Here is a 23,794-nt window from a genome sequence, read left to right on the forward strand (position 1 = left end):
GCTTAAAAAATATGTATTTATTCGCAAATTGTGATGCTTGACTACTTGGTAGTGAGTCGACAGCTGAGACTTGGCAAAAATAGTTTGCGGGTGTTGAACAGATTGTTAGATTTATTAAGGGGGAACGTTTAAGTTAGATAGGCGAGTGCGAAGTGGTTATTCGCCCGAAGGCGCAAACATGTAGAGCGGTCCACGGACTGCTCTACATGAACTTATGCGTTAACTATCTGTTTGATTTCATTATCACACAAATGATACTGGCGAGGACAATTGTGCCAAACTTTCAACATTTTTAGATACTTGTCTAGCATAGGCATTTGCGCATTAAACTGGTGAGTTTTATCGAAACTGGGGTAGGCTCCTTCAGAAAAAACCAAAAATCGAACATAGTGGACATATTGCGATTCAGTGCTGATATCAAATCCAAGAAAGGTAAGTCGTCGAAAATCAATGTGGTTCCTTACTTCTGAATCCAACATTTTGTATGACTCTTGAACAGCATGAAACATTTCCATAATGTCGATAATGCTTTTACACTCCGATTCACTGAGATAGCCAAAATTTTTATCCAGTTCACGCATCTGGAGTTCGTAGCCTCGCTCGACTATGTTCTGAAGCCGAGAATATTTTTCTTCGTTCTCCGGATCCAGTTGTGACATAAGGTAATATTGGTTTGATAAAATCAAACGCTGAGCACTTGTCATTTCCATAATCTTTCCTTCAAAAACCTTTATGGTGTTGCCGTTAGCTTATCCATTACTTGCCGACGTAAACATGATCTCAACCAATATTTACTGTTAAAAATGTAAAGATAACTTGATAAAGAAGAATAGCTACGACGCTGGCTTTTGTGGTCGATATAGTTTCGGTTAGAAAAGAGACAACATCTCCAGTCCAATTAGACTGGGGATGTTGTTGAAATGGTGGTATTGAAGGATCAGTATTTAACGTTGGAGTGATACTGTCCAAGAATTGATACAATATTATCCATTGTTTTCTTAGATGGTGGCTCAACACCTTCCAGAGGATAATCTAGACCTAATGCTTCCCATTTGTGAGCGCCCAATTTGTGGTATGGCAAAAGTTCAACTTTTTCTACGTTATCCATATCTTTGATAAACTCACCAAGTAAATGGGCGTCCCTATCGTTATCCGTGTATCCAGGAACGATGACATAACGAATCCATGTTTTTTGGCCAATTTTTTGTAGATATCGAGCAAAATCTAAGGTGCGCTTGTTCGAAACACCGATAAAGTCATGATGTATTTCATCGTCGATGTGTTTTAGATCCAGCATGACGAGATCGGTTGCTTCGAGCACTTCATCGATAACCTGAGTGTGTTTTCGAATATAACCGTTTGTATCTAAACAAGTGTGAATACCTTCGGCTTTGGCTGCTCGGAAAAAATCACGAACAAACTCTGGTTGAAGCATAGCTTCACCGCCAGAGCAGGTGACACCACCACCCGATGCATTCATGAAATGACGGTAGCTTTTGGCCTCGTCAATGATTTCTGTCACAGTGATCTCTTTACCTGTATGGGTGTCCCAAGTATCTCTATTGTGACAATACATGCACCTCATTAAGCATCCTTGCATAAAAACGATAAAACGAATTCCTGGTCCATCAACTGTCCCGCAAGACTCAAAAGAATGGATACGACCGATCGTTGACATATGCACTTCTCTAGTAATGTATTTTTTCGTTATTTTATTACAAAAAGTAGGGTTTATATAGGTTTTTCAGGCGATCTAGCTAAGTTTCTATTTGTTAATAAAAAAGCGCAACATAGGCTAAAATGTATACTAAGAAAATGTCACTCAATGTGCGATCTTATAACGATTTGTATACAACTAGGCTAGGCAAGTTTGAATTACATCATACCGATGTACGAGGATGTTCTATGAATATACTTGCGCTTTCACAGAAACAAAAAGTTACCCTGTTTCTAATGGTACTGACAATAGGATTTGTCGCTCTTGCGGTATTTACTTCTTCTCGGCTGACATATTTGAGCGAGCAGTATCATCGTAGTGGGGATATATCATCTGGCTCTATTTCTATTTTTAAAACTCAAAGTAAGATTCTTACCTTAAGCAGTGAATTAGACAATCTACAAGGGTCTCAAGTCGCTAAAGCAAAGGAAGATATTGCCAACATTGTCACTGCGGTTAATCAAGATCTTTCTTTTTTGAGTACGCTGGGTCTAGAGAGTTACGCCAATGAGCTACAAAAAAGCACCGGTGATTTTGAAGCGGCGGTCAATCCATGGTTGACGTTGAGACAGGAACTCGGTTTTAACATTGAAGAAGGCAAATTGGGGGAGCTTAAGAAGCTTGCAACCATTATAGAGCAAAAAATTGCTGAAACCGGTATGGTGACGCTCAATTCTGACTTTCAAGCTATGGTCAAGTCGCAACAGAATTATCTGCTGCAACCCAATGAAAATAATCTTAAACTTTTTAATCGTGCCATGGGTGCGTTTGAGAGTATGTCAAACGTTTACGCTATGTTGGATCTGTATGAGAAAGAAATAGAGCAGTATAAAGCAACGTTTGTACGGGTGAGCGAACTTTCAAAACAACTTGGTAGCGTTGAGCAACAACTGATTTCAACCAAGATGCAGCTTAAAACACTCATTGCGGCAGTGACTGGTGAGCTGGGTGCGATTAGTGATAAATACCAATCTTCAGCAAAGCACTCTTCAGGGCAAACTGTATGGTCTATTTTGGTTGCATGTATCGTTTTGGCTGTATTTACTATCGCTATCTTTATCATGCAGAGTCGCTCACTTTCTCGCTCCTTGGCAAAGACGCGAGAGATCCTATTTAAGCTCTCAGAAGGTGATTTGTCTAGACGCATGCAGCTGACCAAAAACCCTAATGACGAGTTTAATCGACTGGCTTCTAGCATAAACGAAACATGCGAGAATTTGGGGGAGTTGGTTTCCGGCGTTCAAGCCAGTAGTGAGGCGCTTTCAGGTAATGCTGTCGAGTTGAATAAGGGTTTAGATTTGCTTGCACACCATCAATCTGAGGTTCTTGGTCAGACGGAACTTCTTGCTTCTGCAACGGAAGAAGTTAGTGTGACAACACAGGAAGTATCAGGGGCATTGGAGTTGGTCGCCGATATTAGTCGTAATTCCACCCAGTCTGCCGAGCATGGTGCCCGAATCATAGCAGCGGCGATTGGTTCTTTAGAAGAAGTAGGGGCAATACTAACGTCTGCTGCGGGCCATATTCAGCAGCTAGAAGATGCTTCAGCCAAAGTTGATTCTGTTATGGACATCATTAATGGTATCGCTGAGCAGACTAATTTGCTTGCTTTAAATGCAGCAATCGAAGCGGCTAGAGCAGGGGAGCAGGGACGCGGTTTTGCTGTTGTCGCGGATGAAGTAAGAAGCCTTGCCGTGAGAACCGTTGATGCCGTTGCTGAGATCTCTGAAACCATTGATACGATGAAAAAAGAGAGTGCAGAGGTTATCCAGTATATTGGGCAATCGGAAACGTCAATGAAAACTGGACAAGAGAAAGGACATGAAGCGATGCAGGCAATGCATACGATCACTGAGAAAGCCGATGAGGCGTCCCATCAGACAGACCTGATTTTCTCGTCCATCAAAGAACTGGTGACGACGAGTCAGTCGATGGCCGACAGTATGACCCAAATTTCTAGTGCAATGAAAGAGTTAGAGGAAAATAATGAGCAGTTGCGTTCAGTTAGCCAAGTCGTTGAGGAAAGGGCCGGCAGCCTAAACAAAGACTGCCAGAGATTTACCATTTAGAAAAATGCATAAAGAGCGAGACCCCCCGTACTGTAGACTGATTTTTCAGCTTCTTCATAGTCTGGCGTTTTAATCGACGCAGTGACCGTGGCGCCAAAATAGTCGTTATACCATGCAATACCAGCGACAGCGGTGGCTTGCTGTTGGTCTAATGTTACTTCATAGATGCTGGGGTTTTGCCCATTTTGAATGGCGTAAGCGTCAACACCTGAACGATCGCCTTCTATGGTAATATCATTAAATCTGTATCTAGCCTCAATACCGCCAAATACAAACCAACCGGTTTTGGAAGCTCCAAGCATGCTCGCTCTAAATGGGTTCTCGGCGTCTATATTTGCAGCGCCCATATTGCCAGCTAAATCCGTTCCCCATCTAAACATCAAACCAGTAGAAATGTCGCTGCGAAAGTTACCTAGATTAATTTCTGAGATATTAGAAATTTCCCAATCGGTGCCAGAGAATGCTTTATCACGCCACAGATTAAAATGAGACAAATATCCCACGCTGCCAACGATTTTGTCATCAACTTGGTAAGCCCATCCTTTGGGCTCATCCGAGCCAATAATATCGTGAACGATATCTTGGGCATCCTCAGCTAATGAATCTTCGCCTGTTGTACCTATGGTTAAGTTAAATCTTTGTGCTTGTTGTGGGTGCAAGCTGATGTAATTGAACTCACCGTGTAGATACCCAGCATAGGGCCGATCGTTAACTTGTGGGGTATTCAATTCAATATCCGATGGCGTATACATTTTTTGGCCTAACAGGAATTCAAATTTATCCAGTGATGCACCACCCCAGTATGAGAGGCTAAGCGGGGTGAATAAAGAATACGGTGTAATGGCTCCAGTCGAATAGCTCAAAAAAAGACCATTTGTGTAATCTTGATCAACACCGAAAATACCGTCGTTATCTATCGAAAACGCCAGTGTGGATTTTTCAGAAGCCAGGGCGAGAGCTGAACTAAACAGCAAAGGAAGAGTAATAATACATTTTAATTTCATTGGTTTGCTCACAACTCGATCAGGATTTAGATAGTACAGGATAGATTGAATTATGCGATGCCAATTTGCACATGAGTGGGAACATTTGTGCACCGCATCGCTCATTTTTCATTGAGTTGATGGCGATTAGCAAAAAGCCCCGAAAAATCGGGGCTTTAATTGTAAGGTTAGGAAGGATTACAAAGACTCGGTAAATGTACGAGCAATGACGTCTTGTTGCTGTTCTGCCGTTAAAGAGTTAAATCGAACTGCGTATCCAGATACACGGATAGTCAGTTGCGGATATTTCTCCGGATGTTTTACTGCGTCTTCAAGTGTATCTCTATTTAGTACGTTGACATTCAGATGCTGACCACCCTCGATACCTGCTTCATGGTGGAAGTAACCATCCATAAGTCCGGCAAGGTTTGCTCGTTGAGAATCTTCCTCTTTACCCAAAGCGTTTGGCACAATGGAGAAAGTATACGAAATACCATCTTTTGCATGAGCAAACGGAAGTTTACCCACCGATGTCAATGAAGCCACTGCGCCCTTTTCGTCTCGACCATGCATAGGGTTAGCACCCGGAGCAAATGGAGCACCTGCGCGACGTCCATCCGGTGTATTACCTGTCTTTTTACCATAGACAACGTTTGATGTAATGGTGAGGATGGACTGCGTTGGGATAGCATCTCGGTATGTTTTGAGAGAACGAATCTTATTCATAAACACTTCGACTAATTCACAAGCAATATCATCGACTCGCGCATCATTGTTACCAAATTTTGGATAATCCCCTTCGATTTCAAAATCGACAGCCACACCGTCTTCGTCACGAATAGGTTTCACTTTTGCATGCTTAATGGCAGATAGTGAATCTGCAGCGACTGACAAACCTGCTATACCACAAGCCATAGTGCGGCGCACATCTCGGTCGTGCAGTGCCATTAGTGCAGCTTCATAGCTATATTTGTCGTGCATGAAGTGGATGCTGTTTAGTGCCGTTACGTATTGCTTCGCCAACCAGTCCATGAAGAGATCTAATTTGCCCCAAATATCATCGAAGTTTAGAACTTCGTCGGTCACTTTTGGCATCTCTGGGCCAACTTGAATTTTTAGCTTCTCATCGACACCACCATTAATGACATACAACAGTGTTTTTGCAAGGTTGGCGCGCGCGCCAAAGAACTGCATGTGTTTACCAATCACCATAGGTGAAACACAGCAAGCAATGGCATAGTCGTCTGAATCAAAGTCAGGACGCATCAAGTCATCATTTTCATACTGAATTGAAGACGTATCAATCGAGACCTTCGCACAGAATTTTTTAAATCCATCAGGTAATTGCTCAGACCAAAGTACGGTAATGTTTGGCTCTGGAGATGGCCCCATAGTGTATAAGCTATTCAGGAAGCGGAAGTTTGTACGGGTAACCAATGTACGTCCGTCAAGTCCCATACCCCCCATAGATTCTGTTGCCCAGATTGGGTCGCCGGAAAAGAGTTCGTCGTACTCTGGTGTGCGCAGGAAACGTACCATACGCAATTTCATCACAAAGTGGTCGATCATCTCTTGAGCTTTAACTTCGTCGATGACGCCAGCGGCAATATCGCGTTCAATGTAGATGTCTAGGAAAGTCGATGTGCGGCCAAGAGACATGGCAGCCCCATTTTGTGACTTAACTGCGGCTAAATATCCAAAATATGTCCACTGGATGGCTTCTTGTGCCGTTTCAGCTGGGCGAGAAATATCGAAACCATAAGAAGCGGCCATTTGTTTCATTTGGCCAAGAGCTTTATGCTGTTCTGCAATTTCTTCACGAAGCTGCATCGTCATTTGTAAGTCTTCGCCATTTTCAAAACGTTCTTGTAATGAAGCAAACTGAGCCAGTTTGTCTTTCATTAAATAGTCGATACCGTAAAGAGCCACACGGCGATAATCACCAATAATACGTCCACGGCCATAAGCATCAGGAAGTCCAGTGAGAACGCCTGACTTACGGCACTTTAAGATATCGGGTGTATAGATATCGAACACGCCAGCATTGTGAGTTTTGCGGTATTCAGTGAATATTTTTTTGACTTGTGGGTCGAGCTCGCGATCGTAAGCTTTACACGAGGCTTCAACCATACGGATACCACCGTTGGGTATGATCGCGCGCTTTAGAGGGGCTTCGGTTTGCAGACCAACAATGGTTTCTAATTCTTTGTTGATGTAGCCAGCTTGGTGTGACGTAATGGTTGAAATGACAGATGTGTCAAAATCGACAGGGGCGTGTGTTGCGTTTTCCTGCTTAATACCTTCCATTACCTTTGACCAGAGTTGGTTCGTCGCCTCGGTGCCTTCAGATACTAGAAAAGATTCATCGCCTGCATAGGGTGTGTAGTTTTTCTGGATGAAGTCGCGAACATTGACCTCATTTTGCCAGTTACCTTGAACAAAACCTTCCCAAGCTTTAGCAAATTGCTCTGCCATGACATACCTACCTTATTTTATTAAAACGAGCATCTTCTGACCGTTGAGCCAGTCAGTGTCCCTGCATAAGGACGATACTCTCTTTATGAATAACAATATGTATAGTTGAAATGGTGCTCAAACTCACTATTGACCATACATATTGTTACTAGCGAAGGTTTTAATCTGTCTTCGATAAACACAATAGTTTAAAAAAAAGCTGCAAACCTTAAACTAAATCAATAAAAGCTAAAATTTTCGAATAAAATTTAGGGCGACAATTGTGTCGCCCCTGTATCGCTTCACATCATAGCCATGCTTGAATTCCGTATTGACCTTCAAGCATACCGACAGCCAGCATAGCGGCTAGGCAAATAACGAGCACACCGACAGGAATGACGATTTTATCGACAAAGGACAAGCGAGCTGCACGGTCTTTGTCACCTATTAAGCCATTGTTATCTAACAGCATCGTCAGTGCCCAAGCGAGTACTGGATTGACAATAGCAGAGCCAAAGATACAAATGCCAGCGGCTTGTGAATCTTTGCAGTCTTTGACCATTTGCATACCGGCTTCGAGTAAAGGAAGAGATACGCCGACAAGTAGAGCGACTCGCATTACTGGTGGCCATACGGCAATGTCCATGGGAAAACCGAGTACAGCGATTAACATAACAAGCAGGCCAAGGAGAATCGAGCCAGCGGGTATTGGTCGTTTGGCAATCGCAGCAGGGATCATGTATGTTCCCCATGATGAGGTAATATTGCCGCCACCTATGGCAGTACCCACCATCTGACGGATAGAGCACATGGTCATAGTATCATCGACATCCATAAGCACTTTTTCCGTTTTCTTTGGATAATTTAACTCTTGGAATATCCTGTGACCTAGGAAGTCGGGTGACCACATAGCGACAGCTAAGATCGCAAAGGGTAATGAAGCAATAAAGTGTTGTGCGTTGGGTAGACCCAGCATCCAGCCTTCCTCAGTACTGCCCCACCAATAGACAGGGTTTAAGTTAGGTAAGCCTGTTTGGGTAACAAATTGAATATCAAATCCAGCGCCTAATACTAATGCGATCGCTAAACCCGTAAAGGCACACACTGGTATTGCAAGCCAACGTTTGTTTAGTTTCGCTAACAACGCATACAAGGCAATGGTGACACCCAGTACAATCAAGCCAACATAGCCCATACTACCAGCCGTAACAGAATCTGATTGCAAGCCTACTGCCCAATCTTGAATGGCGTTAATTTGACTCATTGTTCCTGTTAAACCGAGAAAAATAAGTAAGCCACCAGCGGTTCCTTCTGATGTTAGATTGACTAACTTAGAACCGCCTTTGAAAAAACTGAGTAGTAGACCAAAAATGCCAATTAGAATGGCTAGGGCTAAAGGATGGGCGCCAGCAAGTGCTATTGTTCCAATTAAGGGAATCATAGGTCCATGATTACCCGCCAAGTTTGCTTTGGGGTTGAATATTCCAGACGCTAGGACACAGAATAAAAACGCTGGGATCAGCATTTCCACTCGTGAGACTTCGATAGCAAACTCTTTACCTAAGTTAACGTGATCCCATGCAGCGGTAAGTCCTTCTGCCCAAGACATCATAACGGCAGAATACATGGCAATAATACCTAAAGTCCCCGCCAATGCAGGCACAAGGTCTTCGAGTTCAAATCTGAAATCACGCAGTGGCAAATTGAGACCAAAGCGACGTGGCTTCATGATTTGAAGTTCATGGTCTAAGTAGTCTGAGCGACATTTAAACTGAGAGGCTGGACGGTGCAGATCGCGATAGCTTTTGGCTTCGATATCTGATTCAGAATGCGATGTGTTGACTGCGTCTGACATAGATTCCTCATATATTACATAGATGGTGATTGTGGTCGAGCCGAAATAAATACTCTTTCCACTGTGCTGCGGGTTATGTGATTCACATATTGACCAACGCGTAGAAAGACATTCCCGTATTGAGAGTTTTATCTTTTATGTGAGTGTAAACTGCAATATTGAGATGAGGATTGATTTAGATCACCTTATAAATAGATATGAAAGTTAACTACATTACACAGTATTTCGGTGTCAAAAAGCGAAAAACTGAAAGCAAATTTCACAGTGACTGGTTAGGTTCAAATAACCAAGCATGTAATGATTATCGCTATCGATTAAATTATTGAGACAGCTCTTGTTTTTTACAAAAATGTTAATTGTGAGTTGTTTGGCGCACATGTCTGATAGTGCGCCATTATGCATTTATCCATGTTATGGTTGGGAGTTGGTGATTTTATATTTAAATATATTGATTTTAAATTCACCCAGATCTGGTTAATGATTTGTTGCATGTTAAGCAGGGCGATGCTAGTTTGTAGCCAGATAAGGCGTTATTTTGGCCTTTCAGTTCCAAACTTCTTCGTTTGGATAAATGGCAATTAGACAGGGAAAAATGAGCGCATGAATGATACCGCAGCGCTAGATATAAGAGAGCTTCATAAGACATTTGGCCACAATGAAGTGCTTAAAGGTATTTCTCTTCAAGCTCACAAAGGAGATGTGATCTCCATTATTGGATCATCTGGGTCAGGAAAAAGTACTTTTCTTCGATGTATCAACCTTTTGGAAACACCGACAGAAGGTCAAATATGGGTCAATGGAGAGTTGATCCAAATGAAAACGAACCGCCAAGGAGAAGCTGTTCCAGCAAGCGAAAAGCAAGTTCAGCGCATTCGTTCGAGGTTGGCAATGGTTTTTCAAGGCTTCAACCTCTGGTCCCATATGACGGTGATTGAAAATGTCATCGAAGCACCGGTTCACGTTCTTGGTGTGCCCAAAGCGCAGGCTATTGAAAATGCAGAGTGCCTTTTGAAGAAAGTTGGCCTCTATGAGCGTAAAGACTATTATCCGGGCCATCTTTCTGGTGGCCAACAACAACGAGCCGCAATAGCCAGAGCGTTGGCTGTCGATCCTGAAGTCATGTTGTTTGATGAACCGACTTCAGCTCTTGACCCAGAATTAGTTGGTGAAGTGTTGGGAGTGATGCGAGATCTTGCTGAAGAAGGCAGGACTATGCTGGTTGTAACACACGAAATGGCATTTGCACGCGATGTTTCTAACCACGTCATGTTCTTACATCAAGGTCTTGTGGAAGAGCAGGGTAACCCTGCTAAGCTCTTCACTAATCCAGATTCTGAACGTTTACAACAATTTATCTCATCTATCTATTGAGTCTGCAGTCAGTTTGACTGCAGGCTCTGCGAATACCAACAATCATAATGAAAGGAGTGTTAAATGAAAAAGTGGTTAGTTGTGGCAGCTTTGGCTGCGACTGCAATGACTGGTATTGCCCAAGCGAAAGATTGGAAGACGGTTCGTTTTGGTATTGAAGGCGCTTATCCCCCTTTTAGTTGGACAGAAGCCGACGGCTCTTTGCAAGGTTTCGATGTTGATATGGCCAATGCTTTGTGTAAAGAAATGCAAGTAGAGTGTAAGATTGTAGCGCAAGACTGGGATGGAATTATTCCTTCACTTCTGGCTCGAAAATACGATGCAATCATAGCTGCGATGTCCATTACCGACGAGCGTAAAAAGAAGGTCGACTTCACCGGAAAATACGCCCTTATTCCAAACAAATTTATCGCAAAGAAAGGTGCAAATCTGAATTTTGATAAATTAGATGGGCAAAAAATTGCGGTACAGAGAGCAACGACGCACGATAAATACTTGACTGATAATTATGGTGATAAAGTTGAAATTGTGCGCTATGGGTCGTTTGATGAAGCATACTTAGATTTGGCTAATGGACGTGTTGCTGCCGTGTTGGGGGATGCTTCTGCTCTTGAGGAAGGTGTACTAAATAAAGCTGGCGGTGATGCTTATGAGTTCGTTGGTCCATCGTTGACTGACCCCAAATGGTTTGGTGAGGGCTTTGGTATTGCTGTTCGCAAGCAAGATAAAGATCTCACTCAAAAACTCGATCAAGCCATCATGTCTTTACGTGACAAAGGTGAGTACCAGAAGATTGCTGCTAAATACTTTGACTACGACGTTTACGGCGAATAAATGTAACCACCAAGGCCGCTGATTTATTTTCTAGGGTAGATTAGCGGTCTTCACAGTGTCGGCGGTAGCTATATGGTTATATAGCTACATACCCTAGAGCTTAGGAACTTACCTATGTTGGATTTACGAGGATACGAAGCCTCTATTTTGAAAGGAGCTATAGTGACGATAGAGGTCGCGTTGCTTTCTTTATTGCTTGCCATGGTGTTGGGAATGCTAGGGGCGTTAGCAAAGATGTCACCTTATCGCTGGGCACGGGCGATAGCAACACTCTATACCACTGTCATTCGTGGTATTCCCGATCTTGTACTTATGATGCTGATATTTTTTGGCGGACAAATTTTGCTCAACAATAGCCTGTACTCACTTAATGAATGGTTAAATGGATGGTTTGCTTCAAGTGACCCAAACCATGAGTGGACGTCTTACGTGCCTGATTATATAGATGTGAGTCCATTTATTGCTGGGGTCCTTACCATTGGGTTTATCTTTGGCGCCTACATGGCAGAAACATTTCGTGGCGCCATTATGGCGGTTGATAGGGGTGAACTTGAAGCTGCCAAAGCTTATGGTATGACGTCCACTCTTGCGTTTCGTCGCATTTTGCTACCGCAGATGATTCGACATGCATTGCCAGGTTTTGGAAACAATTGGCTTGTACTTCTCAAAACAACGGCTCTGGTCTCGATTATCGGCCTCGAAGATATGGTTCGTATGAGCTCACTTGCGGCAGGTTCAACAAAAATGCCATTTACTTTCTATATGACAGTCGCGGTCATCTTTCTTTTTTTTACCAGTGTGTCAACGGGTGTACTCAAGCTTGTTGAGCGTAAATTTAGTATCCATACGAGGTAGGTGATGGACTTTTCACTGATCATAGAAAGTTTACCAATATATCTTGGCGGCTTATGGACCACCACTTGGTTAGTTGCCATGTCACTGGTTATTGGTTTAGTCGTTGCTGTACCACTGGGGATAGCTCGAAACAGCTCTTATTATATTTGTAAAGCACCTAGCTGGGCATTTATCTACTTTTTCCGTGGCACGCCACTCTTAGTTCAGCTGTATCTCATTTATTATGGAATGGATCAGTTTTTTCCCGTTAAAGATACTTTATGGGAGAATGCGTGGTTTTGTGCGCTTGTCGCTTTTGTATTGAACACTTCAGCCTACACCGCAGAAATCATACGAGGTGCCATTAATGGTTTGCCCAAGGGAGAAATTGAAGCGGCCAAGGCTTATGGTATGAGTACTTTTATGACATATCGCCGCATTATTCTTCCGAGTGCTTTACGCCGTGCTTTGCCTGCATATAGTAATGAAGTCATTTTTATGCTTCATGGGAGTGCGGTGGCAGGTATTGTTACTATTGTTGATTTAACGGGTGCTGCTCGTTTAGTCAATTCACGATACTATGCGCCATTTGAGTCATTCTTAACCGCGGGTCTTTTTTATATGAGTTTGACTTTCGTTATCATATGGTGCTTCAAGCATGCAGAAAAACGCTTTCTTGCCTATTTGAGGCCATTGAGTTGACACAAAAAAAGCTTCCATTGGAAGCTTTTTTTGTGTCTGAAGAATCAGCTTAAAATGATAAGTACAGTACCCGCAAGGGTCATCAGGATGTTGGCAATGGCATAGGTACCTGCATAGCCAAGAGCGGGAATAGTGGATTTGGTATAATCATTGACAATATCCATGGCAGGTGCGCAGGTTCTTGCACCAATAATGGCACCAAATAATAACGCTCTGTTCATTTTCAGCACATAGGCACCGACAAGGTAGGCAAGCGCAACGGGGAGAACGCTGACCAAAAATGCTAGCCCAATAACTTGTGGTCCAAACTCTGCTAGATGCTCAAACATTTTTCCACCCGCATTTAGGCCAATGCCGACCATGAAGAACATTAAACCTAGATCTTTGACCATGTTCAGTGCTCCTTGAGGTACATAACCAAAGGTCGGATGATTAGCACGCAAGAAGCCAAGTAAGATACCAGATAAAAGCAGCCCGACAGCATTACCTAGGCCGAATGAAACCTGACCAAAGGTCATAGTAATAAGCCCAAACATAATACCCAAGATAAAGAAACTACAAAACGCGAGCAGATCGGCCATTTGACTGTGGATGGAGATAAAGCCGATCTTTTCGGCTAAACCGTGTACACGACTTTTTTCACCGCTGACTTGTAGTACATCACCTTTGGCGAGAACAATATCGAGATCCATCGGCATTTCGATTTGTGCACGAACGACTCGATTGAGAAAACACCCGTATTCGGACAAGTTTAAATCCGATAGTCGCTTTCCTGCCATCGCGTCACTTTTCACCACGATTTCTTCTTCAACGATCCTTAAATCAAGCAGGTTGCGATCAAATACTTCTTTGCCGTTGCGAAATCTTGGGTCTAACCGAGCGTGGCTATCTGGGAATCCGAGTAGCGCAATTTCATCGCCTTGTTGCAAAATGGCATCACCATCTGGGTGAGCAAGGATACCGTTGCGGCGAATACGCTCAATGTAGCAACCTGTTTGACGGTAAATCCCTAGCTCACGTAGATTTTTACCATCGCTCCAATCAATGAGCTCTTGTCCCACACGGTAAGCACGAATGATCGGCAAATAGACTTTGCGCTGCCCATTACTCCCCAGCCCTCGTTCTTGAGCAATTTGCTGGGCAGAATCAGACAAATTTTGTTTTTGGAGTTTTGGCAATAACTTCGCAAAGGCAATCATGCTGATTAAACCGACAAGGTAGGCCATGGCATAGCCGACCGAAAGGTTCTCAATCACTTCGGAAAAGTCCATAGCATGAGGGGTGGTTGCTAAACCTGAATTTAAAGCATCTTGAGCGCCAACCAGAACGGGGGTTGCAGTTAATGCGCCTGCCATCATGCCGGCCGATAGCCCAAAGTCGAGACCCAGACTATGACTAGCAAAATAAGTGATAAAAATAGCACTCGATAGCACCACCATACTCAAAATGAAATAGTGTTTACCATCTCTGAAAAATATGCCGAAGAAGTTAGGGCCTGCCTCTATACCAACACAGTAAATAAAGAGCATAAAGCCAATAGTCAGTGCATCGGCATTAAATGTGAATCCGAGATGCCCCATGATAAGTGATGTAACTAATACACCAATGGAATTACCAAGTTGAAGATTACCGAAACGAATCTTGCCTATGGTTAAGCCAATAGCAAGCACAACAAAGATTAATAGGATAGGATTTTGTTCAAGCAAGGTTAAAACGTCGATGTTCACAGGGCCGATCTTATTTCAGTGCCATAGATTAAGTGAGCGAATTGTAACTTAATGTCGGAAAATGATAAGTGATAATTTGTATAATTGACGATTTGCTGACTTGTGCCAAATATTTTGCAATGCGATTAAATTGCAGGCACAAAAAAGCCGCTAACGTTAGCGGCTTCAATAATCGATTTGATTTGCGCCATTACTCGTCAAAAAGGCCTAAATGCTCTTTTGCGTACGCTTCAAAGTCATCACAGCCACCGATATGATTTTCGTCAATGAAGATTTGAGGAACCGTCTCTACTGGCTTACCGACTGTTTTTTCTAGGTCAGCTTTTGAAATGCCTTCTGCATGGATATCTACATAACGGTAGTTAAAGTCATCACGCTTCGCTTTCAGTGTTTCAGCATGTTCTTTCGCACGAACACAATAAGGGCAAGCTGGACGACCAAAGATAACTACGAACATATTGTCATTCTCCTTTATTCTGATTGGCGCCACTATGCCCGAATCGAGCAGGAAAATAAAGTGGCATTTGCCTGTTGCTTTAATAGGTTAAAGCTATTTGCTCAGAACTGAGACAGTTTGTCGTAGCGCGAATCCTTAAGCGCTTCTTTCACTCGCTTTAGGTTGTCTCTAAAGCCCGAGCCACGCCTCAATGTAAAGCCTGTTGCCAGTACATCAATTACAGTCATCTGTACCACACGACTTGCCATTGGCATGTAGACATCGGTATCTTCTGGAACATCTAGAGAGATAGAAAGAGAACTTGCTTGATCGAGCGGAGAGTCTTTGGCTGTTATCGCTATAACAGTCGCGCCATTTTCACGGGCTAGGTTGGCAATTTCAACCAAACTTTTCGTCCGCCCCGTATGTGATATCAATACAATCACATCATTGTCTGTACAATTAATACAGCTCATACGCTGCATGACTATGTCTTCAAAACAAGTGATAGGGATATTAAAGCGAATAAACTTATTTTGTGCGTCACGGGCGACTGCTGAGGAAGCCCCTAACCCAAAGAAAGAAATACGTTTTGCTTGAGTGAGAAGATCGACAGCTCGATTGATTTGCATGGAATCGAGGCTATTTTTCGCCACGTCCAAGCAGGCCATAGTGGATTCAAAGATTTTATGCGTATAGGCGTCTGGACCATCGTCTTCTTCGACGTTACGGTTTACGTATGGCGTGCCATTGGCGAGGCTTTGTGCGAGGTGAAGTTTAAAGTCAGGGAAGCCTTTGGTATCCAATCTGCGGCAAAAACGGTTTACTGTTGGCTCACTGACGTCAGCCATTTTTGCTAGGGTTGCAATACTAGAATGAATGGCAGTTTGAGGTGATGCCATAATGACTTCAGCAACTTTTCGTTCCGACTTACTAAAGTTTTCTAGATTTTTTTGAATTTTTTCTAATGTATTCATAGTGTTCACAAAGGTATAGAGAACAACTCGCTGGATAAAGAATTCTTCATTAATTAAGTGTAATTCCAACCAGCGCCATGGTTCCCAGTATAAACCCAAGGCCAAGGTTTACTGTAACATTTACACCTACAGATAAGTGTAAACATGACCAGCCTCAAACTAAATTTCCCCCACAAGCAGAAAATGGTTCCTCATTCGTTTGAGTTTGTTCTATTTGAAGCACTTAATGGTAGGCAAATTACAAACGTTTAGAAAGAAATTTTCAGGCCTCTGTAATGGATTGAGATGTCGCTAGGATTTTAGCCATTAGATTCGGTGCTTGTTGAGCGATGATTCTTTGTTCTTCGAGAACTGAACGAAGAATATCATGACTTGTAAGAGGGTTGGCCAGTACAACGCGAAAGACAAGGGTGTTGAGTCTATCCCAACGAGAGGGATTAAGGCGCGTTCTGGAAACAAAGGATTTGCCTGTTTCTCGTTGGCACTTTTGGATAAATTGTGTCAGCTCATTGACCAATTCGTTAAGCTGGATTCTTTGTTCAGGCAATGCAATTTCGAGAGCTTTGCGTACTTTTGCTGGAATGTAACGATAAGTGAGCAAGCAAAGTTCAGGTTCAGAGACCAATTCAAAGTCATCTTGTTGAGAGATTAACTCTGCAAAAAACTTGGCTTTTTCGATACTAGCATCAATGAGTAGCTCATAGCCTGGACGGCTAATGATGTGCATTGCAGCGTAAACAAGCATAGCCATTCCTGAACGAGAGCCTTCTAAGGTGTGGCTGCCCAAATCTTTTGAGCCCATGCGTAAAATATATTGAGCATGATGCTCGATAGACTTCATCGCATCTGGGTGTTTGAACAGAACCATTCCTGCCCCCATAGGGATATAAAGCTGCTTGTGGGCATCTATGGTAACCGAATCGGCTTGTTCAATCCCTTTTAATAGCTGACGATAATTGTTTGACATCAGAGTCGCACCGCCCCATGCCGCATCGACATGAAAGTGGCAATCATGTTCAATGCATATTTCGGCGATCTGACAAAGCGGATCAATTGAGCCTGTCTCTGTTGTGCCCGCTACACCAACAACAGCGAAGGGCTTGATATTGTTTTTCTTGAGTTCAACAATTTTTTGGCTCAATGCCTGAGGGCAAATACGATTATTTGCATCGGTTTTTACGGCAACCAAACCTTGTTGCCCAAGTCCAAGTATATCGGCAGACTTCTTGAGCGAGTAATGTCCTCTTTCAGAGACCAAAACGGCAAGGCCTTGGTAGCCATAGTGTTTCATGGCACTATAAAGTCCTTCTTTTTCGACCCCTTGAAATTTTCCTTGTGCTTTCAGTGCATTATTTCTTGCAACCCACAAAGCGGTAATATTCGCAATGGTACCGCCGGAGCAAAAAGCACCTAACGAATGTTGCGCACTGTGCATCCAGTTTGAATAGAAGTGGTCATCTTGGTTATATACCAATCGATGCAGCATACCGAGTACTTGTCGTTCTAGCGGAGTAAAAGCTTTAGACGTTTCTATTTTCACTAAGTTTTGATTCAGCGCGATCATAATTTTTGACAATGGCATTAAAAAATAGGGTAGTGCCGATGTCATGTGGCCAATAAAACTTGGTGCAGAAGTATGCACTGAGTGAGAGACTAGAGTATCAAGTAGGTGCTGAGTATGATCGGAAACAAACTCAGGCTTTTCTGGAATAGAAGCAAAGGCGAAATCTTTTTCAATTTCTTTGAGCGGCTTTTCTTCAGCAACAATATGCTCGCGCAAAAACTGATTGAGGTTTTGTGAGAGCTTTTCTTCGATTTTTGTTAGCGTTGAATCGGGTCCTTCAGGGACGGTAAAGATTCGAAGTAGGCTTTCGAAGCTTACGTTAGCGGTTTTATGTTTGGTTATCATACAACGACTTTGCTCTTATGATTTTGTTGCCGCGCCAATCTAAACGAAAACGGGCGCAAAGTCCCGTGTTAATTTTTTGATCTTTAGTATCAATTTGAGATATCACCGCTTCGATTTACATCTCAGCGGTGATAAAGGGTTTAGGTTTCACATGAGATTGTTTCTAGCTCTTTAATCGCTTTGTTATAACGTTTGAGCGCACTGTCAATTTTGGTTGGATGACTCAGTAAGTCCGCAAAAGCCGATCTAAGATCATAATTCTTGTCATGGGGTTTGGATTGGCGATCGCTGTAGGTAACTTGAGCAAGTCGACCCAATTCGTCGCTACGAGAAGATAAGGTTTTGATGTCTTTTTGTTCAAGTAAGAGCCAAGATTCAACAGGCTGATTGACGGCAATTTTTGAAGGGTCATTTTCTAAATAATAGTGTACCGCCGCTCTGTTGAGTTCAAAATGGTTTTTTCGACCTTCAAGAAACCATTCACTCACCTCTTTAAGGTCAGGGTATTGTTCTGAGGTGAGTTTAGCCAGATCTTCATACCAATGAAGAGAAGCATCGATATAGGCGTCGTATTTCTTGGATAAACAGGCATTATCTGCGGCTGCAACCAAAGTTGAAGTTGCGCCTAACAATAATGCAATCAGTAGACGTGTCATAATTATTCCTTTTGAAGGTTATATATTATAAAGCCACTTAATATGATTAATTAAATTGTATAACATGGCTGAGTTATTAATAGAATTAACTGAAAGATAAAATCATGCGATCTGCTCTGCAAGAGAGACAAAGAATAACATGAGTAAAGGCACTAATAGGCTTAATATAAATCCACTAACGATAGCAACGGGCACGCACCTAACACCTCCAGTAGTTTGAATTATGGGTAATGTAAAGTCCATTGCGGTTGCCCCAGCATAACCAATAGCCACACTGGGCCTTGAATGAATAATCAGTGGAATCATAACTAAGGCAACAAGTTCTCTGACTAGTTCAATCAGAAATGAAGCGCCGCCAAAAACCGGTCCAAAAGCATCCCCCATAAGGATCCCAGATAAAGAGTACCAGCCAAAACCACAAGACATGGCAAGTGCTTGATAAAGACCAATATCAAGAATGTAAGCGGCTATTATTCCTCCAATTATCGAAGTAAAGATGATAATAATGGCGATGATCATACCTTGCTTGTTAAGCAATATTTGGCGAAGGGATAGCCCACTATTTCGTAACTGTATGCCTATGAGAAATAGGAGCAAAAAAAGGACAGACTCACTGGTGATATCAACCCAACCAAGGTCAATGGTGAGAAGTGTTCCTACAAACAATCCTACACCGACAACTAGGATAAGCTTTGTCGACTCTAAGGCCATACGTGACAGTGGTAGCTTATTTTTTTTCCCTATAACATGAATAGGAAAAAGTTTGTCCACGATTGGGAGAGCAACCAAATTGCTTACTCCAATACAAATGGAGAATACGGCAACATAGACAAGGATCAATTGAAGGTTTTGCCCCAAGTTATCAAGAGAAGCCAGACTTAAACCCATCAAGGCGAGGATAACAAAAATAAGATAGTTTGTAGCCCGATTAATTCGTGCTAATAGAATTGAGCTGGAGGTTTGAATCAGATACCCCACCACGAGTGGGGCAAAAATAAAGAGCATTCCGGGAAGCATGGTAGTCCTGACTTAGCACCAGAAGCCTTATAGCCCGCTAGCGCTCATGAGTTCATTGATTTTTGAATTGAACTCAATATCACTCAAATTGCTCAGTTTGTACAGTATATCAGCCCCTGTTACGTCAAACTCGACGACATGCTCTTCGATTCTGTCATCTTGGCGACGGAACATCAAAATGTGATTCGCGATACGAGCAATATCTAAATAGCTAACGTCAACATCCTTAGCTCTAGTCAGTTGGTTGCTTGCGACTTCGAGAAAGTCATGATCAAATCCCCAATGTTTAAGGACCAGCTCGCTTGCGCTTGTACAAAGATTATCAAACACCTGAAAAGCAATGTCCTCATCTAAGTAGTTGCCTCTTTCTAAGTAAGAATGATACTCGCTGACAATACAAAACAGTCCAATGTCAGCCAGTAGGCCAACCAACAATGCTTTATCCGTTTCAAGATGCTCGTTGTTTCGAGGATTCGTTTCCTTGAACCCTTTGACCACCATAACCATAGTTGCGGCCAGTTCTCTTGACGTGTGTGCACTATCGACAAGAATTTTATTACAGCCACGACTTAAGTTCACAGAGTTTTTAAGTTGCTCTATTGCTTGCGCTGTCACGATATCGCGAACTCTCAGGATACCAAGGCGAGAGACCGCGGTGACTATGTCAGTACAAGTAATATTACGGCGGTTAAAAATCACAGAATTCGCCACTCGGATGACTATCGCAGCAAGGCTAGGGTCTTCGAATAAGCAATCTGCGATATCTAAAACAGTTGTACAATCTCTCGTACAAAGTCGTTGTATTTTTAATACAACATCAGGGATTGGAGGTAAGGTAATTTTCCCAGACGTGATGGCGTTCTCCACCAAAGCATTGAATTCAGATTCAATTCCTTTGACTAGGAGAGCATTGTTTTCAGGGAGCCAGAAAAAAGACAGATGATTCATTTTTATTAAGCTTTATGTTCTACCTCTTTTAGTTTACCTGTCCTAATAGTTGATATGCAAATCATTGATATAATATATGGAACGACGTATGTGTATATTGATGTTGACTTAGTATGGAAAGCCATTTTATGTGATGTCAGTCGCGCTTTGGCGTTGGGTTGAGTGGATTGATGTGAGCTGTACGTGGACATATTTTTTTTCGTTAACTACCATTTACTGACTTGGAGTCAGTGAACAAAAAACATAATGTATAGTGGTACTGGCACGGGGCATATTTTTCGCTTAAAGCTGCTGCTATCTGGTGATCGTCAATAATCGGGGTTTTCTGGGTTAGAAGGATCAATGGATATGACAGAGCAAAACTTTATCTCATATGTAAATAAATTCGGTAGTTTTCAAAAGCGTTCAATGTTTGGTGGACTTGGTCTTTTCAAGCAAGATGCTATGTTTGCGCTAATTAGCTCTGGGCAAGTGTTTGTGCGAGGTGGTGACGAGCTCGACAGACAGCTCATTAAGCTAGGCTGTTCCAAATACCGTCATGTTAAGAAACAGACTACAGCAACGGTTAACTATTATGATGTAACGCGTCTTTTCCTTTCGCGTGAGGCAAGGCTTGATGGCATTGTGCGAGAATCAATTCAGTATTCGATTTCTCAGCGGCATGATAAAAAGTCGTCTTCTGGTCGGCGCTTGCGTGACTTACCCAATATGCAGCTTACGCTTGAACGCATGGTGAAAAAGTCTGGTATTGATGATGTGGATACTTTTGTTGAGCTTGGAGCGCCTAAAGTGTTTTCAAAAGTGAAAGCGACATATGGAAATGATGTTGACGTGAAGTTGTTATGGAAGTTTGCTGGTGCGATAGATGGCGTGCATTGGAAGTTAATTCAGGAACCACGTAAGCGTCAGTTGTTAGCAAGTTGTATTTAGGTTCAATGAGTCATGGAAAAGCCGAGGTAGCCCTCGGCTTTTTTAGTACTAGAATTTGAAGCGTGTAGTGAACATTAGCTGGTCACCATAGAAATCATTGATTCTGACTTCGCCTCCAACAGAAAAGAGTTCTGTTGCATGAAAGCGAGCATAGGCGGAACCGGTCCAATCGTCATCATTATCGATATTTACGTAACCCACTTTACCGCCAACTTCGAGCTGAGGGCCTAACCATTGACGAACACCTAGGTTCAGTTCCATCCCTGTATCACTGCCTTTGCCCTCTCTGCCGTCGAAATCAACGACACGGAATAACATCTCACCAGTGAAATCTGCCCAGTTATTTATTGGGGCATGGAAGCCAAAACCTGCCGCCGCGTCATAATCCCCTTCGAATTCAGAATCAATGCGCCCTATGACATGAGCATTTGGGTGAATAGATTTGCTTACTGCTGTACCAAAAGTGACTGGGCTGGCGCCGATGCGAGCTTCTACGTAATCGTAGCTAAAGTTACTCATTACGGCGGGGCTATTGGGGTCTGTCTCTGCAAGAGTCTGACCAGATGCTAGCACGATGGCAGCAGCTAAGATTGTATTACGCATATGAAAGAAAAACCTTTTCTTGTTAATTTCCTCGGTCTATTGCGACTGAGCACTGTCATACCATAACATCATAATGCATTCTCGTAGTGTGACACCACCAAAATGTCATTGTTTTGTCACTCTTTCTATCAGCTAGCAAATTCTACACCACAATCAATTTGAAAAAGCGATCTGATGGGCATATTTTTGTCAATGTGGGCGTTGACCGAAAAATCATAGGTGCTTCTTTATGGTCAACTATATTTAGTCATCGCTAGGTGGCGTAGCATTCTTATCGAATCAAGCAGTCAAAACCTTTTCTCTACGTTGACTCAGTTTTTGATAGTTGCATTAGACTGTTACCCTTAATAGCCAAAATAGAGGGCTTAGCCGGCTAATAATTTGGTCTAAAGCCATGGTTCTGATTTAACAGAGTGTTTTTTGGTGTAAACTGCAATAAATACTTGAGCAAAGATAAAAACATGCATCAATTGAAAAAATATGGCGCTATTGGTGGCGCGATTGCGTTAGCATTATGTTGGCCTTTGGCTGTCGGCCAAATTGGGAAAAATGTCATTGAGGATGGGATTGCCCATTTGACCTCCGAGTCTGTGAAGGCCGAGATAGTATCTTATGAGCGAGGTTACTTATCTTCTGACGTGACGACCCGTTACATAGTACAAGATCCTATTTTGGCGAAAGAATTGGAACTGGACGGTTTTCCTACCGAGTTCGTCGTGAATAGCCACGTTACTCATGGACTTTTGAGCTTACAGGCAAAATCGATCTTTGAAGATTCAGACCATTTTCCGTTGACGCTGACTACTGTGACTCAACTCAATGGTAATACGGATTATTCGCTTGTACTTGATAATTGGCATCAATCCTCGCAAGGCGATAATGCAGCGATGATTTCAGTCACTTCTTCAACTCTCAAAGGTCATCTAACTGTACTTGGAGAAATGAGTTACAACCTCAATATTCCCTCGGTTGAAATTGACTTTAATTCCGGTGAAAAAATGTTGATATCTGGGGTGAAAGGCTCTGGCGATGGACGAAAGCAAGATAATTTTTGGCTAGGCGATCAAGAGATTAGTATCTCTGGTGTCAAGCTATCGGATGCTCAGCAATCTTCCTTATTTGTTATGGAAGAGGCGAACTACAAGTTTTCATCATCACTGGATGATGTTTCTTCTCGTGTCGATAGTCAACATGCTGTTAACATTTCCAAACTGGAAATGCCTGAGGGAAAAGCCGAAAACTTGGGGCTAGACATGGAATTTGGTGGATTAGACAGCAATTCATTCAATTATCTCATCAGCCTATACCAAAATAGTCCCGCTTTGACACCAGAGGATGTCCAAAACGCTATGCCTTATATTGATACTCTCTTTGATAAAGGCTTCTACCTTGCATTGAACAAGATGACGCTGACACTAGGAGATGGTGTTGAGTTTAATAGTGTTGGTGAAGTTAAGGTCCCCGAAGGAACCCGTGATATTACGAAAAACCCTGCCAATCTTTTGCCTGCTCTGACCGGTGATATTGATACTTTCTTTTCTAAAGGACTTGTAGAGCAGTATCCTTTTATTAAACAAGGTATTGACGAAGCCTTGATCCAAGAGTTCATTGAGCAAAATGATCAAGGATATCAACTCAAAGCGCAGATCAAAGATGGGAATATCGTGTTTGAAAGTGGTCAAAAAATACCGCTAATGGCGCTGTTTTTTTCTGCGGTAACTCAGCCTTAATCGATCTATTTTTCCTATTAAGCAAGAAAAGAGGTCTAAAGA

20 protein-coding genes are annotated in these 23,794 nt (G+C 42.6%); 7 read left to right on the plus strand and 13 right to left on the minus strand.

Annotation, left to right across the window (positions count from 1 at the left end):
* Positions 1-212 precede the first annotated feature (212 nt).
* Positions 213-710: a YfbU family protein gene (locus QQK21_RS10500; RefSeq protein ID WP_284192145.1), complete on the minus strand. Its 498-nt coding sequence runs from the start codon at positions 708-710 to the stop codon at positions 213-215.
* Positions 711-937: 227 nt separating this feature from the next.
* The gene (pflA, locus tag QQK21_RS10505; RefSeq protein ID WP_284192146.1) at positions 938-1,678 is read right to left on the minus strand and encodes a pyruvate formate lyase 1-activating protein; all 741 of its coding nucleotides are present in this window, start codon (positions 1,676-1,678) and stop codon (positions 938-940) included.
* Positions 1,679-1,905: 227 nt separating this feature from the next.
* Between pflA and QQK21_RS10510 the strand changes: the two genes are divergently transcribed.
* A complete protein-coding gene (locus tag QQK21_RS10510; protein WP_284192147.1) occupies positions 1,906-3,786 on the plus strand; it encodes a methyl-accepting chemotaxis protein in 1,881 nt (626 codons plus the stop codon).
* On the opposite strand, the gene QQK21_RS10515 is transcribed toward QQK21_RS10510, so the two are convergent.
* The 3 genes from QQK21_RS10515 to QQK21_RS10525 all read right to left on the minus strand — a co-directional run bounded on the left by QQK21_RS10515 (position 3,783) and on the right by QQK21_RS10525 (position 9,078).
* Positions 3,783-4,790 (minus strand): lipid A deacylase LpxR family protein, encoded by a 1,008-nt coding sequence (locus tag QQK21_RS10515; RefSeq protein ID WP_284192148.1) that lies wholly within the window; start codon positions 4,788-4,790, stop codon positions 3,783-3,785. The two genes, QQK21_RS10510 and QQK21_RS10515, sit on opposite strands and share 4 nt — an antisense overlap.
* Positions 4,791-4,967: 177 nt before the next feature.
* Complete coding sequence (gene pflB, locus QQK21_RS10520; RefSeq protein WP_284192149.1) at positions 4,968-7,244, minus strand: formate C-acetyltransferase; 2,277 nt, start codon at positions 7,242-7,244, stop codon at positions 4,968-4,970.
* Between the two features lie 286 nt (positions 7,245-7,530).
* Positions 7,531-9,078, minus strand: coding sequence for a DUF3360 family protein (locus QQK21_RS10525; RefSeq protein ID WP_284192150.1), 1,548 nt, complete (start codon positions 9,076-9,078; stop codon positions 7,531-7,533).
* Between the two features lie 600 nt (positions 9,079-9,678).
* On the opposite strand from QQK21_RS10525, the gene QQK21_RS10530 reads away from it, so the two are divergent.
* The 4 genes from QQK21_RS10530 (at position 9,679) to QQK21_RS10545 (ending at position 12,819) form a co-directional block, all read left to right on the plus strand.
* Positions 9,679-10,449 (plus strand): ABC transporter ATP-binding protein, encoded by a 771-nt coding sequence (locus QQK21_RS10530; RefSeq protein WP_284192151.1) that lies wholly within the window; start codon positions 9,679-9,681, stop codon positions 10,447-10,449.
* A 63-nt stretch (positions 10,450-10,512) separates the two neighbouring features.
* A complete protein-coding gene (locus QQK21_RS10535; RefSeq protein ID WP_284192152.1) occupies positions 10,513-11,283 on the plus strand; it encodes an ABC transporter substrate-binding protein in 771 nt (256 codons plus the stop codon).
* A gap of 114 nt (positions 11,284-11,397) precedes the next feature.
* Positions 11,398-12,138: an ABC transporter permease gene (locus tag QQK21_RS10540; protein ID WP_284192153.1), complete on the plus strand. Its 741-nt coding sequence runs from the start codon at positions 11,398-11,400 to the stop codon at positions 12,136-12,138.
* Positions 12,139-12,141: 3 nt separating this feature from the next.
* Positions 12,142-12,819 carry an ABC transporter permease gene (locus QQK21_RS10545; RefSeq protein ID WP_284192154.1) on the plus strand — a complete coding sequence of 226 codons (678 nt, stop codon included), beginning with the start codon at positions 12,142-12,144 and terminating at the stop codon, positions 12,817-12,819.
* 44 nt (positions 12,820-12,863) lie between these two features.
* On the opposite strand, the gene QQK21_RS10550 is transcribed toward QQK21_RS10545, so the two are convergent.
* The 7 genes from QQK21_RS10550 to QQK21_RS10580 form a co-directional block, all read right to left on the minus strand.
* Positions 12,864-14,546: an aspartate:alanine antiporter gene (locus tag QQK21_RS10550; protein WP_284192155.1), complete on the minus strand. Its 1,683-nt coding sequence runs from the start codon at positions 14,544-14,546 to the stop codon at positions 12,864-12,866.
* Positions 14,547-14,736: 190 nt separating this feature from the next.
* A complete protein-coding gene (locus tag QQK21_RS10555; RefSeq protein ID WP_284192156.1) occupies positions 14,737-15,003 on the minus strand; it encodes a GrxA family glutaredoxin in 267 nt (88 codons plus the stop codon).
* Between the two features lie 101 nt (positions 15,004-15,104).
* Positions 15,105-15,959 (minus strand): MurR/RpiR family transcriptional regulator, encoded by an 855-nt coding sequence (locus QQK21_RS10560; protein ID WP_284192157.1) that lies wholly within the window; start codon positions 15,957-15,959, stop codon positions 15,105-15,107.
* Between the two features lie 262 nt (positions 15,960-16,221).
* Positions 16,222-17,868 (minus strand): pyridoxal-dependent aspartate 1-decarboxylase PanP, encoded by a 1,647-nt coding sequence (gene panP / locus QQK21_RS10565; protein ID WP_284192158.1) that lies wholly within the window; start codon positions 17,866-17,868, stop codon positions 16,222-16,224.
* Between the two features lie 140 nt (positions 17,869-18,008).
* Positions 18,009-18,524 carry a hypothetical protein gene (locus QQK21_RS10570; protein WP_284192159.1) on the minus strand — a complete coding sequence of 172 codons (516 nt, stop codon included), beginning with the start codon at positions 18,522-18,524 and terminating at the stop codon, positions 18,009-18,011.
* 102 nt (positions 18,525-18,626) lie between these two features.
* Positions 18,627-19,541 carry a LysO family transporter gene (locus QQK21_RS10575; protein ID WP_284192160.1) on the minus strand — a complete coding sequence of 305 codons (915 nt, stop codon included), beginning with the start codon at positions 19,539-19,541 and terminating at the stop codon, positions 18,627-18,629.
* A gap of 27 nt (positions 19,542-19,568) precedes the next feature.
* Positions 19,569-20,489, minus strand: a complete 921-nt coding sequence (locus tag QQK21_RS10580; protein WP_284192161.1) for an HDOD domain-containing protein — start codon at positions 20,487-20,489, stop codon at positions 19,569-19,571.
* 342 nt (positions 20,490-20,831) lie between these two features.
* Here QQK21_RS10580 and QQK21_RS10585 point away from each other — a divergent pair, with 342 nt between their 5' ends.
* Positions 20,832-21,419 carry a TfoX/Sxy family DNA transformation protein gene (locus QQK21_RS10585; RefSeq protein WP_284192162.1) on the plus strand — a complete coding sequence of 196 codons (588 nt, stop codon included), beginning with the start codon at positions 20,832-20,834 and terminating at the stop codon, positions 21,417-21,419.
* A gap of 48 nt (positions 21,420-21,467) precedes the next feature.
* Here the strand turns inward: QQK21_RS10585 and QQK21_RS10590 are convergent, their stop codons facing one another.
* A complete protein-coding gene (locus QQK21_RS10590; RefSeq protein ID WP_284192163.1) occupies positions 21,468-22,022 on the minus strand; it encodes a hypothetical protein in 555 nt (184 codons plus the stop codon).
* A 461-nt stretch (positions 22,023-22,483) separates the two neighbouring features.
* On the opposite strand from QQK21_RS10590, the gene QQK21_RS10595 reads away from it, so the two are divergent.
* Positions 22,484-23,752 (plus strand): DUF945 family protein, encoded by a 1,269-nt coding sequence (locus tag QQK21_RS10595; RefSeq protein WP_284192164.1) that lies wholly within the window; start codon positions 22,484-22,486, stop codon positions 23,750-23,752.
* Positions 23,753-23,794: the final 42 nt, after the last annotated feature.

The organism is Vibrio zhanjiangensis, assembly GCF_030161235.1.
GTDB lineage: Bacteria > Pseudomonadota > Gammaproteobacteria > Enterobacterales > Vibrionaceae > Vibrio > Vibrio zhanjiangensis.